The sequence below is a fragment of the Actinomadura viridis genome, from assembly GCF_015751755.1.
In the GTDB taxonomy this organism is placed as follows: domain Bacteria; phylum Actinomycetota; class Actinomycetes; order Streptosporangiales; family Streptosporangiaceae; genus Spirillospora; species Spirillospora viridis.
In genome coordinates, this window is the sequence record NZ_JADOUA010000001.1 from 1388523 (window position 1) to 1403250 (window position 14728).

At 73.1% G+C, this 14728-nt stretch carries 9 protein-coding genes; 5 read left to right on the forward strand and 4 right to left on the reverse strand.

Going from position 1 to position 14728, the window contains the following annotated elements:
* Positions 1-48: 48 nt before the first annotated feature.
* Complete coding sequence (locus tag IW256_RS06075; RefSeq protein ID WP_197010017.1) at positions 49-1869, reverse strand: right-handed parallel beta-helix repeat-containing protein; 1821 nt, start codon at positions 1867-1869, stop codon at positions 49-51.
* Positions 1870-2019: 150 nt separating this feature from the next.
* On the reverse strand, positions 2020-2634 hold the full coding sequence (locus IW256_RS06080; protein ID WP_197010018.1) for a hypothetical protein: 615 nt from the start codon (positions 2632-2634) through the stop codon (positions 2020-2022).
* Between the two features lie 263 nt (positions 2635-2897).
* On the opposite strand from IW256_RS06080, the gene IW256_RS42665 reads away from it, so the two are divergent.
* Positions 2898-6161 carry a LamG-like jellyroll fold domain-containing protein gene (locus IW256_RS42665; protein WP_307828751.1) on the forward strand — a complete coding sequence of 1088 codons (3264 nt, stop codon included), beginning with the start codon at positions 2898-2900 and terminating at the stop codon, positions 6159-6161.
* A gap of 229 nt (positions 6162-6390) precedes the next feature.
* On the forward strand, positions 6391-8037 hold the full coding sequence (locus IW256_RS06090) for a YncE family protein (protein ID WP_197010019.1): 1647 nt from the start codon (positions 6391-6393) through the stop codon (positions 8035-8037).
* Positions 8038-8205: 168 nt separating this feature from the next.
* On the opposite strand, the gene IW256_RS06095 is transcribed toward IW256_RS06090, so the two are convergent.
* On the reverse strand, positions 8206-9321 hold the full coding sequence (locus IW256_RS06095; protein WP_197010020.1) for a DUF1972 domain-containing protein: 1116 nt from the start codon (positions 9319-9321) through the stop codon (positions 8206-8208).
* Positions 9322-9514: 193 nt separating this feature from the next.
* Between IW256_RS06095 and IW256_RS06100 the strand changes: the two genes are divergently transcribed.
* From IW256_RS06100 to IW256_RS06110, 3 genes are read left to right on the forward strand one after another with little or no spacing between them, the layout of a single operon-like run.
* The gene (locus IW256_RS06100; protein ID WP_307828752.1) at positions 9515-10684 is read left to right on the forward strand and encodes a glycosyltransferase family 4 protein; all 1170 of its coding nucleotides are present in this window, start codon (positions 9515-9517) and stop codon (positions 10682-10684) included.
* Positions 10681-12255, forward strand: coding sequence for a hypothetical protein (locus IW256_RS06105; RefSeq protein WP_197010021.1), 1575 nt, complete (start codon positions 10681-10683; stop codon positions 12253-12255). Before IW256_RS06100 ends, IW256_RS06105 begins: the two co-directional genes overlap by 4 nt.
* A complete protein-coding gene (locus IW256_RS06110; RefSeq protein ID WP_197010022.1) occupies positions 12252-13577 on the forward strand; it encodes a lipopolysaccharide biosynthesis protein in 1326 nt (441 codons plus the stop codon). The genes IW256_RS06105 and IW256_RS06110 overlap by 4 nt, the downstream gene beginning before the upstream one ends.
* A gap of 12 nt (positions 13578-13589) precedes the next feature.
* Here the strand turns inward: IW256_RS06110 and IW256_RS06115 are convergent, their stop codons facing one another.
* Positions 13590-14669, reverse strand: a complete 1080-nt coding sequence (locus IW256_RS06115) for a sulfite exporter TauE/SafE family protein (RefSeq protein WP_197010023.1) — start codon at positions 14667-14669, stop codon at positions 13590-13592.
* Between the last annotated feature and the right edge of the window lie 59 nt (positions 14670-14728).

Here is a 14728-nt window from a genome sequence, read left to right on the forward strand (position 1 = left end):
CGAGCCGCCAGGCGAGCGCCGTAGGCCGGGACTGGGAAAACAGAGCCCTCAGTCGGCGCGGAGGTCCCAGGCGCCCATGTGGCGGGTCCCGGCCGGGTGGCCGAGCAGCTTGGCGAGGCGTTCGGGGAGGGGGAGGGCCGCAGCGTGGGCGGCGGCGGCCACCGAGCCGCCGAGCGCGCCGTCCGGGCCCGCGGCATCCGGGTCGTCGTAGGCCGTCCCGCGCGCCTCCTGGCGGGTGGCCGAACGGAAGTCGTCCAGGTCGGTGAAGGTGTACGGGTCGCCCTTGCCGCGCGCCCAGACGACCAGGCGGCGCGGCGAGCCGGAGTCGGGGCGGACGTAGATGTCGCCGTTGACGGTGATCTCCATCGCGGAGGCCGCGCGCCGCCGGGTGTGATCCTCCACGCACAGCAGGCAGGGCGCGTCGTCCCGGGCGTTGGCCAGCGTGTTGTTGGCCACCGTGATCTGCCCGAGCCGCCACGTCATGGTGGGGTCCGGGTACGGGCGGCGCGGGTCGCGGCCGGGCGTGCGGGGGTCGTCGGGGCTCCGCGGGTCCTGGACGAGATGGATCGTGCGGCCGTTTCCGGTCAGCGTGTTGTTCCAGATCTCGACCCCGGAACTGTTGTTGATCTTGATGGCGTCGCCGCCGCCGTCGCGGACCAGGTTGCCCGCGATCACCGCCTTGGCGCCCAGCTCCAGCACGATGCCGTGGCCGAGGTTGCGGACGATCCGGTTGCCGGTGACCGTGCTGTCGTGCACCGACTCGTCCAGCCACAGGCCCTTGCCCAGGTTGTCGGCGAGCAGGCTGGTGGTCACCGTGACGGTCCGGGACCGGGTGATCTTGATGCCGCCCGACACCGGGGCCGGCTTGAACCTCTCCAGATTGTTGCGGGTGGCGCGCACCAGCTCGATCCGCAGGTCGTCGGCGTGGTTGGCGTGGATGCCGAGCATCCCGTTGCGGGTGGCGGTGAAACGCCGGACGCGGGCGTGCGGGCCGAGCACGCTCAGCCCGGTCGTGGCCGAGTCGGTGACGGCCACGTTCTCCACCGTCACGTCGGCGGCGACGATCTTGACGCTGCCGAGCTGCGGCAGCGACGTGGCGTACCGGCGCACCCCGATCCCGCGCAGCACCGAGCGGTCGCCGCGCACGGTGATCGCCTCGGCCAGCGTGCTGGCGCGCACCTCCCGGCCCCCCGGGTCGGAGCCGAGGTAGAGCCGCCGGGCGCCCTTGTCGACGTAGAAGGTGCCGCGCTTGACCTGCCCGCGCGAGCCGACCTGCCGCTGCGCGGTGCCGTCGATCCACACCTGGTCGGGGTGGGCGGCCATCGGGTGGGCCGGGTCGACGAACTGGAAGTCGGGATCGTCGCTGGCCGCCGCGCCCGCGGTGTAGGTCGGGCTGGCGTCGAACGAGGCCGTCCAGTCCTTCCTGACCCAGGCGCCGCCCTCGGCCGTCCACCCGGCGACGCGCTCGCTCCCGTCGAACCAGACCGCCTCGCCCGGATGCGCCTGGATGGTGAGCCGCTTACCCTCCGGCACGGTGACCGACTCGTGGTACGTCCCGGCGCGCAGCACGATCGTGGCGCCGTCGCGCGCCTTGGCGATGGCCTCGCCCAGGGTGCGCAGCGGCCTGCCGGCCGTCCCCGGGGCCGAGTCGTCCCCCGAGGGGGAGACCACGACGGCACCCTTGGGGATCTTGTAGTCGGTCGCCCCCATCGAGCTGGCGCCGGGCGGGCCGGTCGCGTTGACGGGGTCGGGCGCGGGAAGCCCGCCCTCGCCCCGGGGGAACTGCCAGGCCAGCAGGCCGACGGCGACGACGGCGGGCAGGGCCAGGACCCTGACGGCCGACGCCCGGCGTGTGGTGCGTGACGACATGCGGTGGACCCCTCTACCCCCGGGGGGACGACGCTCTGAGCCGAACGTACCTAAACGGAGCTTACGGGTGCACCGACATAACCGACCTGGTCTGGTCGTTCCGACACCATTACCTCCACGACACCCGCGGACCCGCGCTCCCGTGCCGGCTCACTGCTTGAGCGAGCCCGCGAACACCGCCGTCTTGCGCTTCTCGTCGAAGTTCACGCCCAGGACGACCGACCCGTAGCCGCTCCGGGGCAGGTCGAAGGCGTAGGACGCCGACCGGCTCCGGCCTGGGGCGACCGTGCCGTAGAAGTCGTTGAGGTTGGCGTACGAGGTGGGGCTGGCCTGGGTGCGGCCGCTGCCGTAGCGGGCCACCACCTTCACCTTGTTCAGGTCGAGCGGCTGCGCCGACCCGTTGGTGAACTTCAGCGTGAAGATCGTCAGGAGCTTGCCGGTCATCTCGCCGGGCCCCTTCTCCGTGTTGCGCACGTAGCGGATGTCGCTGACGACGACGGTCACCTTGTCCTCGTAGGTGATCGGCTTGCGCAGCCCGGTCGTGGTGTCGAACGCCTTGGACCCCGGCGCGTTGGTCACCACCTGCTCAGGCTGCTCGCTGGGCGGCGGGGGCGGCGGGCCCGAGGCCTTCTTCTTGTCGTCCGCGCAGCCCGCCAGCGCCAGCGCCAGCGTCAGCGCCAGCACCGGCGCGAGCACCAGCGCGGGAGCCGTTCCCCGGCCCGCCCAGCGCGGGGACTGGGCCGGGCGCGATCCCGGAAGGGGCATGCCGATATCTCCTCGATCGTCGTTTCCTGGGGGACGCCGCCAGGCTCCTGGAAGAGCGCGGCGGCACCGTCGTGACTCGGGGTCACCGTACGGGGCCGGTGCTTCCGGTGGGCGGGGAAACCGAGCGCGCCGATAGTGGCCACCAGTTTAGACAGGCTCTCGGTTACTCTTCCTTTGCCTTCTTTACCTTGGGTCTTCTTTATTTTGTCCCTGTGTGTCCCATGGCGGTCACAGGGAGTCGATGGACAGGGGGAATCCATCCGGTGAGAGTTCTCTCCATCGTGCGTCCGCCCGTCCGGCGGGCCGTTCTGGCCACCGTCACGGCGTTCTCCACCGCGCTGCTCGGCGTGGCGGCGCTGCCGCCCGCACCCGCCGGAGCCGACACCGCCCCGCCCGCCGGGACGCCGCCGACGGTGAGCGCCGACCCGCTGCCCACCTGGCAGGTCAACGGCGTGGTGTGGAGCATGGCCACGGTGGGCGACACCGTGTACGCGACCGGCAACTTCACCAAGGCGCGCCCGCCGGGCACCGCCGCCGGGAGCGCGCAGGAGGTCGACCGGAAGAACCTCCTGGCCTTCGACATCAAGACCGGAGACCTGGTCACCTCGTTCGACCACGAGCTCGACGGCCAGGGCCTGCGCGTCGTCGCGTCCCCGGACGGCAGCCGGGTGTACGTCGGCGGCGAGTTCACCACGGTGGACGGCCAGCCGCGCAGCCGGCTCGCCGCGTTCGACACCGCCACCGGCGCGCTGGTCCCCGGCTTCGCGCCCACGGTGTCCAACAAGGTCCGCGCCATCGCCGCGACCGACTCCACGGTCTACTTCGGCGGCAACTTCTTCAACGTCAACGGCAAGTCCCGCACCCGGCTGGCGGCGGTGAGGGCGTCCGACGGCGCCAACATCGACACCTGGAAGCCCACCGCCGACGACGACGAGGTCTTCGCGATGGCGATGGCGCCGGGCAACGCGCGGGTGCTGGTCGGCGGGCGGTTCCAGCAGCTCAACGCCACCAGCAAGGTCGGCATCGGCGCGATCGACGCCACCACCGGCGCCCTCGCCCCCTGGAGCAGCCGGCCCATCCCGACCAGGGACGGCACGCGCTACTCCTACGTCACCGACCTGCACGTCTCCGGCGACACGGTCTACGCGTCGGCGAACGGCGAGGGCTGGCACTGGTTCGACGGCCGGTTCGCCGCCAAGGCCGAGACCGGCGACCTGGTGTGGCTCGACAACTGCTACGGCGCGTCGTACGGCATCTTCGCCCAAGGCCAGTCGGTCTACAGCGTGTCGCACGCCCACGACTGCTCCTCGCTGGGCGCGTTCCCCGAGACCGACCCGACGACCTGGCACCGGGCGCTGGCGGAGACCTCCTACCCGACCGGCACCGACCAGGCGCCCCCGGGAGCGGGCAGCAACTACTCCGGGCAGCCCGTCCCGAGCCTGCTGCACTGGTTCCCGACCCTGGCCATGGGCTCGTTCACCGGGCAGTACCAGGCGGCATGGGCCGTCACCGGCAACTCCGAGTACATCGCCATGGGCGGCGAGTTCCCGAGCGTGAACGGCAAGGCGCAGCAGGGGCTGGTCCGGTTCGCGCTCAAGGACAAGGCGCCCAACAAGGAGGGCCCGCAGGCGTCCGACCTCGGCACCCCCTCCGCCGAGGGCGTCCCCGGCGGGAAGGTCCGCGTGAAGTGGACCTCCACCTGGGACATGGACAACACCAACCTCACCTACGAGGTCTTCCGCGACGACGACGCCACCCCGCTCGGCTCCGTGCAGAAGCCCTCCACCTTCTGGCGGCAGCCGACCGTGACCTTCTTCGACACGACGGCCGCGCCCGGGTCCTCCCACACCTACAAGGTCCGCGCCAAGGATCCCTTCGGCAACACCGTGACCAGCGCGTCGTCCAACGCCGCCACGCCCGGCGCCGGGACCTCCGGCGGCCCGTACGAGGCGGTCGTCACCGGTGACGGCGCGGACGCCTACTGGCGCCTCGGCGAGAGCAGCGGGCGCGGGTACGACAGCGCCGGCGTCAACGACCTCACGTTCGGCTCGGGCGTCACCCGCGGGCAGGCCGGCGCCATCTCCGGCGACGCCGACAAGGCGGTGCGCTTCGGCGGCACCACCACCGGCACCGCGGGCAGCGGCGCCGCGCCCACCCCGGGCGACTTCAGCGTCGAGGCCTGGGTGAAGACCACCAGCACCAGCGGCGGCAAGCTCGTGGGGTACGGCAACCAGAGCGGCGCCGCCAGCAGCTCCTACGACCGCCACCTCTACATGACCAACGACGGCCGGGTCGTGTTCGGCGTCTACCCGGGCAGCACCAAGACGATCCAGAGCGGCACGGGCCTCAACAACGGCCAGTGGCACCACGTCGTGGGCAGCCTCGACTCCTCCGGCGGCATGAAGCTCTACGTGGACGGCCAGCAGGTCGCCGCCGACGCGACCGTCAAGAGCGCGCAGAGCTACGCGGGCTACTGGCGCGTGGGCGGCGACAACCTCAACGGCTGGCCGAGCAGGCCGTCCAGCGACCACCTCAACGGCACCCTGGACGAGGTGGCGGTCTACCCGCGCGCGCTGAGCGCCGCGGAGGTCACCGAGCACCACGGCGTCGGCACCGGGGCGGTCACGCCCAACCAGCCGCCCACGGCCGCGTTCACGTCCTCGTGCGAGTGGCTCCAGTGCACGTTCGACGCCTCCGGGTCGGCCGACGCCGACGGGACGGTGGCGAGCTACGCCTGGGACTTCGGCGACGGCCAGACCGGCACCGGGGCCAACCCCACGCACACCTACGCCACCGCCGGCGAGCGCACCGTCAAGCTCACGGTGACCGACGACGACGGCGCGACGGACGAGATCACCCACACCGTCACGCCCACCTCCCAGACCCTCGCCGCCGACGCCTTCGGCCGTACCGTGGCCGGCGGGTTCGGCACCGCCGACACCGGCGGGGCCTGGACGGGGCTCGGCACGGCGGGGGCCCTGTCGGTCTCCGGCGGCGCCGGGCGGATCGCGCTGCCCGCCGTCACCAACAGCGGCGGCGCGTACCTGGGCGGCGTCAGCACGACGGGCGCCGACGTCTCGCTCACCGTCGCCGCCGACAAGGAGGGCACCGGCAACGGCGTCTACTTCTGGGCCCTGGGACGCCGCGTCTCCGGGGCCGGGGAGTACCGGGCCAGGATCAGGCTGCGGCCTTCCGGGGTGGTCTCGCTCCAGCTCAGCCGCACCGACGCCGCACAGGCCGAGACCGCCGTGGTCGCCGAGCAGACCGTGGCGGGCCTGACCTACGCGCCGGGGCAGCGGCTGCGGCTGCGCTTCCAGGTCGCCGGCACCGCGCCGACCACGCTGAAGGCCAAGGTGTGGGCGGACGGCGCGGCCGAGCCGGACTGGCAGATGAGCGGCACCGACGCCACCGGCGGGCTCCAGGTCGCGGGCGGCGTCGGGGTACGAACCTATCTCGCCGGAAATGCCACCAACGCTCCCTTCGTAGTGTCCGTGGATGATTTCACCGCGATCCGCGTCACCGGCTGACCAATAGGACGGCGACGACGCGCGAAGGCGCCCCGGGGTTGACACCCCGGGGCGTTTTCTTTTTCGCTACCGCGAGAAACGCTCTGACCTGAAACGATGAAGTCCCCGGCGCCGAAACCGGTCACGTTTTCCTAAGACGGGCACAAGTCCGATCGCCGGAAGCATTACTATCTGCAGGCCAGAGTGACCGTGGGGGTCACCGGGGGCTGATGAGCAGGGGAACCGATTCGTGAGAGCTCAAGCGCTTCCGCGCCGGGCCGGCCGGCGGCGCGGGCCGGCGGCCGTCGCCGTTTCCGCCGCACTGCTCGGCGCGTCCGTGGTGCCGGCCGGCACGGCCGTCGCCGACACCGTTCCGCCGGAGGGCACGCCGCCGACGGTGAGCGCCGACCCGCTGCCCACGTGGCAGGTCAACGGCGTCGTGTGGAGCATGACCACGGTGGGCAACACCGTGTACGCGACCGGCAAGTTCACCAAGGCGCGCCCGCCGGGCACCGCCGCCGGAAGCGCGAAGGAGGTGACCCGGAACAACATCCTGGCGTTCGACATCAGGACCGGGGAGCTGATCACGAGCTTCAACCATTCGCTGAACGGCCAGGGCCTGCGCATCACCCGCTCGCCCGACGGCAAGCGGGTGTACGTCGGCGGTGAGTTCACCACGGTGAACGGCCAGCCGCGCAGCCGGCTCGCCGCGTTCGACACCGCCACCGGCAAGCTCGTGGCGAGCTTCGCGCCGAAGGTGTCCAACAAGGTCCGCGCCATCGCGGCCACCAACAACTGGGTGTTCTTCGGCGGCAACTTCTTCAACGTCAACGGCAAGTCCCGGACCCGCCTGGCGGTGGTGCGGGCGACCGACGGCGCGATCTCCGACAAGTGGCGGCCGACCGCCGACGACGACGAGGTCCACGCCATGGCGATCAGCGGCTCCCGCGTGATCGTCGGCGGCAAGTTCCAGACGCTGAACGGCGTCAAGAAGGTCGGCGTCGGCGCGTTCAACGGCTCCACGGGCGCGCTCGACACCTGGACCAGCCAGCCGATCCCGACCCGGCAGGGCACCCGGTTCTCGTACGTGACCGACCTGTTCGTCTCCGGCGACACCGTCTACGGGTCGGCCAACGGCGAAGGACTCAAGTGGTTCGACGGCCGGTTCGCGGCCAAGGCCGACAACGGCAACCTGGTGTGGCTCGACAACTGCTACGGCGCGAGCTACGGCGTCTTCGCCCAGGGCAAGTCGATCTACAGCGTGTCGCACGCGCACGACTGCTCCTCGCTGGGCGCGTTCCCGGAGACCGACCCGCCCACCTGGCACCGGGCGCTCGCCGAGACCAGCTACGCCACGGGCCGCGACCAGACCGCGCCGGGCAGCAACAGCAACTACCGCAACCAGCCGATCCCGAGCCTGCTGCACTGGTTCCCGACCCTGGCCATGGGGTCCTACACCGGCCAGTACCAGGCGGCCTGGGCCGTCACCGGCAACGCCGAGTACGTCGCCATGGGCGGTGAGTTCCCCCGGGTCAACAGCACCAACCAGCAGGGCCTGGTGCGGTTCGGGGTGAAGGCCAAGGCCCCGAACAAGGCCGGCCCGGTCAAGGCCGACCTCGGCACGCCGACCGCCCGCAAGGCCCTCACGTCCCGCCAGGTCACCATCACCTGGAAGACCACCTGGGACATGGACAACAGGAACCTGACCTACGAGATCCTGCGGGACAACGGCACCACCCCGATCGGGACGGTCAAGCGCGACTCCACGTTCTGGAGCATGCCGACCGCCTCGTTCACCGACCCGAACATGCCCGCGGGCCAGCACACCTACAAGGTCCGTGTGAAGGACCCGTTCGGCATCGCGGTCACCAGCCCGGCCTCCAACGCGGTCGGCTGACCCCGGGTCCCGGCACGTCCGGCCCTCACGAACGACGCGCCCCGGTGATCGATCACCGGGGCGCGTCGCCGTCCTCGACGCCGCCCGCCTCCGGGCGCCGCCCGTCCTCCGGGCCGCCTGCCCGTCCGGCGGGTGTCCTCTAGTGGCCACCCGCCGGACGGGGGCGCCTCACTTCTTCGGGCGGACCGTCCTGCGGGTACGCCTGCGGGCCGCGAGGTCCTCGCAGAGCTTCTCGTACTCCTTGGCGACGTCGTCCCAGACGTAGTGCTCGGCCGCCCGCTTACGGGCCGCCTCACCGCGGTCGGCGGCGGCGCCCGGATCGGCCTCGGCCGCCTCCACCTGGTACGCCAGCGACTCCACGTCCCCGAAGAACCGGCCGGCCTCCTCGCCCAGCACCTCGCGGTTGAAGTTGACGTCGTAGGCCACCACGCAGGCCCCGGCGCCCATCGCGCGCAGCAGCGAGGGGTTGGTGCCGCCGACCGAGTGCCCGTGCAGGTAGGTCAGCGCGCCCGCGTAGAGCGCGTCCAGCAGGTCCTGGTCCCACACGCCGCCGAGGAACCGGATCCGCGGGTCGTCGCCCGCCAGCTCCTTGACCTGCGTGGTGTAGGCGTCGGCGTACGGGGCCGAGCCCACCACCACCAGCGGCTTGACGGCGCCGCTGCGCCGGTAGCCCTCGACCGCCAGGTGCACGTGGTTCTCCGGCTCGAACCGGGCCACGACCAGGTGGTACTCGCCCGGAGCGTACCCGGCCTCGGCCAGCTTCCCGATGTCGGGCCGCGCCAGGATCGGGGCCCCGTAGGCGATGAAGACCGAGTCGGCGCCGAAGCGCTCGGTGTAGTAGTCCTGGATGCCGCGGGCGTCGGCGATCAGCGCGTCCGACCAGCGTACGGCCAGGCTCTCGGCGGTCCGGTAGTAGCGCCGGCCCGACCCGCTCCACTTGGTGCGCTTCCACTCCAGCCCGTCGACGTGCGTGGCCACCGGGATCCGCAGCGTGCGCAGGACCGGCAGCAGCGGCGCGTTCGCGGCGTTGAACACCAGGGCCACGTCCGGCCCGCGGCGGGTGATCCTGCGGCCGGCGGCGTGCAGCACCGACAGCCCCGTGTGGCTGAGCGTCTCGGCGACCTTCTTCTTGACGGCCGGCAGATGCACCAGCCGCATCCCGAGATACTCGCGCTCGGGGTGACGTTCACCACGGCAGTAGACGGTCACCTCGTGACCGGCCTCGGCCAGCCGGCGGCCGATCTCCTCCACCGCGGTCTCGAAACCCCCGTAGCGCGCAGGCACTCCGCGAGTCCCTACCATGGCGATGCGCACCGTGACCCCCAGCCTCACTCTTTGCTTCACCCATTCGAGCTTTTTTCGTCGGTAACGCTAACCGGAACGGGTGTCAGACGTCTTGATGGTTAAGCAGAGTTAATCTGAGGGTTGCGCCAAACTGGTAGCCAGGGTGCCCTGGAATGCCAGAAGGAGGGGGAGAGTGGGCGAACGAGACCCGGGCTCGGTGGTGGTACTGGCCCATCCATCGCCCGATCTCTACGGTTCCGACCGGATGCTGGTCGAGTCCGTCCGGGCGCTGGTGCCGTCCCGCCGGGTGGTGGTGACGCTCCCGGCCGACGGGCCGCTGTCCCAGGTGCTCAGGGACGCGGGGGCGGAGGTCGAGATCCTGCCGGTGCCGGTGCTGCGCAAGGCGTACATGAGCCCGCTCGGGCTCGTGCGGCTGGCGGCGGCGGCGCTGCGCGCCCTGCCCAGGGCGCGGCGGCTGCTGCGCCGCACCGGAGCCGAGGCCGTCTACGTCAACACCGTCACCATCCCGCTGTGGCTGGTGGCGGCCAGGCTCGCCCGCGTCCCGGCGCTGTGCCACGTCCACGAGGCCGAGGACGGCGTCCCCGGCCCGGTGCGCGCGGCCCTCACCGCCCCGCTGCGGCTGGCCCGCACCGTCGTGGTCAACAGCAGGGCGAGCGCGGCGGCCCTGGGCGCGGCCGGCCGGCGCAGTGAGATCATCTACAACGGCGTGGACGAGCCGCCCGCGGTGACGGAGCCGCGCGCGGTGCCGACCGGCCCCGTCCGTATCGTCCTGGTAGGGCGGCTGTCACCGCGCAAGGGGTCCGATGTGGCCGTGCGGGCGGCCGGGCTGCTGCGCGAGCGCGGGTACGATGCGACGCTGACCCTGGTCGGCGACGTCTTCCCGGGGTACGAGTGGTTCGAGCAGGAGCTGCGCGAGCTGGCCGGTGACGCGCTGCGCGACGGGAGCGTCGTGCTGGCCGGGTTCCGGTCCTCGGTCTGGGACTCGTTCGCCGAGGCGGACGTGGCGATCGTGCCCTCGCGGGTGGAGCCGTTCGGTAACGTCGCGGTGGAGGCGATGCTGGCCGGGCGTCCGGTGGTCGCCGCGGCCTCGCAGGGACTGGTGGAGATCGTCGCCGACGGTGAGAACGGCGTGCTGGTCCCCGCCGACGACCCGGCCGCCCTGGCCGGCGGCATCGCGCGGCTGCTGGACGACTGGGACGGCGCCCTGGCCATGGCCAAGCGGGCCCGTGCCGACGCCGCCCGGCGGTTCGGCAAGGACCGCTACCACCGGGAGCTGCGGGAGGCCGTCCGCGCGCTCACCGATCCCGACGCCGGAACCGTGAGGACTTCGAGCACCCGATGACAGCACAGACCCCCGCCACACCGGAGATCAGCCTCGTCGAGGCCGTCTGGCGCTTCCGGCTGATGTCACTCATCATCGTCCTGGTCTCGGTCGTCGCGTCGGTGGCGGTCACCCAGCTGATGTTCAGCAGCGTGCAGGCCACCGCCCGGTTCGCCGTCACCGACCCGACCAACAACAACAACGTGCTGCGCATGGGCGTGGTGTCCGGTCAGGGCTACGCCACCTACACCGCGCAGCGGGCCGCGTTCGCCGGGTCCACGCCGGTGCTGGCCCGCGCCGCCGCGATCGTCAAGGAGAAGGGCGGCCCGGCGATGTCCGGCGAGGGGCTGCGCGGGCGCGTGCAGACCTCCAGCAAGCCCGACGGCGGCGTGGTGATCGTGACCGCCACCGGCGGGGACATGCGGGAGGCCGCGCTGGCGGCCAACGCGGTGGTGCAGGCCTACCAGGAGGTCACGGTCAGCACCAACGTCGACCGGCTGGACAAGCAGCTGGCCAACCTGCAGGAGGCGCAGAAGAAGATCACCGACCAGATGGAGCTGACCACGGCCGGGACCCGCGCCTACCGGCTGCTGACCACCAACCTGGCCAAGCTCCAGTCGCAGGAGAGCGGCGTGCTGTCGGCGCGGGCCAACGCCAACGACGGCGTCCAGTTCGTCGACACCGCCGACCCCACCGCCAAGGTGGCCAGCCAGGCGCCCCGCAACGGCGTCATCGGCCTGGCCATCGGCCTGATCGTGGCCTGCGTGGTGGCGTTCCTGCGGGCCGCCGCGCCGGGCCGCCGCCAGGGCGCGCCCGCGGCCGTCCACGCCGGCCCCGGCCTGCCGCCCGGTGGCGGCGGCCTCGACGAGCTGCCGCCCGGCCCGCACGGCGACCTCGACCCGCGGCTGGAGGTCGAGCCGCCGGTCGCCCGCGCCGAGCTGCCCCGCCCGGCGAGCCCGCCGCGCCGGGCCCGTTCGGGCGAACGGTCCCGGCCCGCCGAACGCGGCGGGCGAGGCACCCGCCGCGCCGGCCGCGACACGCCCCCCGACGCCGGCTCCGACCGTCCCGACCGGCTCGACTCCGCGGACCGCGGCGGGCTCCAGGGGACCTGGGCCGAGGAGGGTCCGCCCGTGGCGGGCGCCGCCTCCCCGGCGGTCCCGCCGTCCGTCCCGTCCCCGCCGTCCGCCCCGTCCCCGTCGTCCACCGAGTCGTTGCTGGACCGCGCCGAGTCCCTGCTGGACCGGACCGAGGCCAACGGCTCGCGTCCGTCCCGGGCGGCGGGCAAGAGCGCGCCCGGACGTCCCGTGGCCGGCAACGGCGCCGCGCCCCGCTCCGGGACGGCGCCGAGGGGGAGCCGGGCCAAGGGCGGCTCGCACGCCAAGGGGCCGCAGGACCACGAGCGGCCGAAGAAGGACCTCCCGGTGGAGCTGTGGGGTGAGGACCTCGGCGGCGACCCGACCCGTACCGCCGAGGACAAGCTCATCACCAACGGCAAGGACGCGGCGTCGATCCTCAAGGACGTGAGCAAGGAGGCCGAGAAGGGCAAGAAGGACGGCTCCTCCTCGCTGATGCGTTACGACCTCGACAGGTGAGCGAGGGACTTCCCGGCCGCCTCGGGGGCAAGCTGGGGCGGCTGCTGTCGTCGGCGGGCGGCGCGGTGACCGTCCAGTTCGTCACGGCGGGCGGCAGCCTGGTCGTGCAGGCCCTGGCCGCCCGCAGCCTCGGCGCGGACGGCTTCGGCGCGTACGCGCTGTTCTTCGCCGTCCTGGTCATGATCACGTCGGTGCAGACCAGCTTCGTCGGCGACACCCTCACCGTCTACGACCGGTTCGAGCCCCGGATCCGTGGTGCGCTGATCCTCTCGGTGGCCGGCACCGTCGTGGCGGGCGCCACCGTCGGCGCGGTGGTGGCGGTGGCGATGGGCCTGGCCGGCGCGGCCGGGATCGGGCTGTTCGCGCTGCTGGTCGCGCTGTGGCTGCTGAACGAGACCGGGCGGCGGATCTTCACCGCGCGGATGGAGTTCTGGCGGCTGGCCGCCAACGACTGCTGCTACCTGCTGGTGACCTTCGCCGCCCTCGGCGGCGCGCTGGCGCTGGGCGCGGGCGCCTCGGTGGAGCTCCTGCTCGCCGCGATGTGCGCGGGCTGCGCGGGCTCGCTCGTGCTGGCCCGGCTGCGGCTGCCGGCCGAGGAGTTCGCGCCCGCCCCGCTGCGCGGCACCGCCTTCCGCGAGGTCCTCGGGTTCGCCTGGTGGCGCTCCATCCAGGCCGCGATCCGGCCGAGCGCGCTGCTGGTCGCCCGCATCATGATCGTCGCGTTCGCCTCCACCGCCGCGCTGGCGGGCGTCGAGGCCGCCCGGCTGCTCCTGGCCCCCGCGCTGACCTTCGTCAACGGCGCGGGCTGGTTCCTGCTCGGCGACTTCGCCAAGGCCGAGCGGGAGGGCCGGCCGATGCGCGCCCGGCAGGCGGTGCGGGCCTGCGCGCTGATGGCGGGCATCGCACTGGTGATGAGCCTGGCCGGCATCCTCCTGGCCGCCCCGCTGGGCCCGCTGGTGACCGGCGGATCGTTCGAGGTGGACGGGACGGCGCTGGCCGGCTGGGGGATCTACGCCGTCTGCTTCGCCTGCACGCTGCCGCTGGCCAGCCTGGCCACGGCCCGCAAGCGCTCCCGCACGGTCTTCGCCATCCGGGGCGTGGAGGCCCTCACCGGGCTGCTCGTCCTGGCGGTGCTGCTGGCGGTGGACGAGGGCAACGCCGCCCTCGCGCCGTACTGCCTGGGGATCGGCGGCCTGATCTCCGCGGCGCTGCTGTGGCGGATGCTCCGGCGCGGCGACCCGCCGCGCGGGACGGCCCCCGCCGCTCCGGCGCCCGAGGCCGCCGCGCCGACCGGTACCAGCACGGCCCCCGCGACCGGCTGACCCCGGCGCCGGTCAGCCCGGCTGGCGTACGGGCTCGCGCGCGGTGCCGCCCCCGGACGAGCCTTTCCCGGGCGGGCCGTCCCCGGGGCCGCCACCCGGGCCGCCACCCGGGCCGCCTCCGGGCCCGTCGCCGGAGGCGCCGCCAGGGGAGTCCTCATCGCCCGCGCGGGCCAGGACCGGAAGGCCGTACCGGCGGCGCAGCGCGACCCACGAAACCCCGGCGGCCACGGCCAGGCCCACCAGGGCCCAGGCCATCGCCTGCGGGCCCAGGCCGAACATCTTCAGCGCGGACGCGACCAGCACGAACGCCAGGATCCTCCGGATCAGCCCGCCCGGCGCCCGGGAGGAGACCTTCGCGCCGAGATAGACGCCGGGGATGGAGCCGGCCAGCAGCGCCGCCGTGACCTCCATCCGGAAGTCGCCGAACAGCAGGTGCCCCAGCGCGGCGGCGAACACCAGCGGCACCGCCTGGAGCAGGTCGGTCCCGACCAGCTGGTTGGCCTTCAGCGTGGGATAGAGGGCCAGCAGTGCCACGATGATCAGGGATCCGGAACCGACCGAGGTGATCCCGACCACCAGCCCGCCGACCGCGCCGACCAGCACGGTCGGCACCGGGCGGATGGTGATCTCGGGGGTCCGGGCGGCGGCGGGCGCGCCCCGCTCCACCGTGCGCCGGTCCGCGCCGGTGCGCCGGGCCGCGTTGTCCCGCAGCGCCTGGTAACCGCGGACGACCAGCCCGCCCGCGGCGATGAGCAGGGCGACGCCCATCGCCCGCTGGATGATCACCTGGACGTCCTCGCCGTGGCCCAGCGCGCGGGCCACCAGCACCCCGCAGAACGCCGCGGGCACCGAGCCGGCGCACAGCCAGCCCACCAGCCGCAGGTCGATCGTGCCCCGCCGGTAGTGCACCGCGCTGCCGACCGGCTTCATCACCGCGGCGGCGACCAGGTCGCTGGAGACCGCGGCCAGCGGGCTCACCCCGAAGAAGGTCACCAGCATCGGCGTCATCAGCGCGCCGCCGCCCATGCCGGTCAGCCCCACGACGATGGCCACCAGGAACGAGCCCAGCGCCATCGTCCAATCGAACTCCATCGCTATGTCCTACCGGGTTAATGGAAAACTCCGCCAATGGTAGGTCCTGCCCCGGAGGC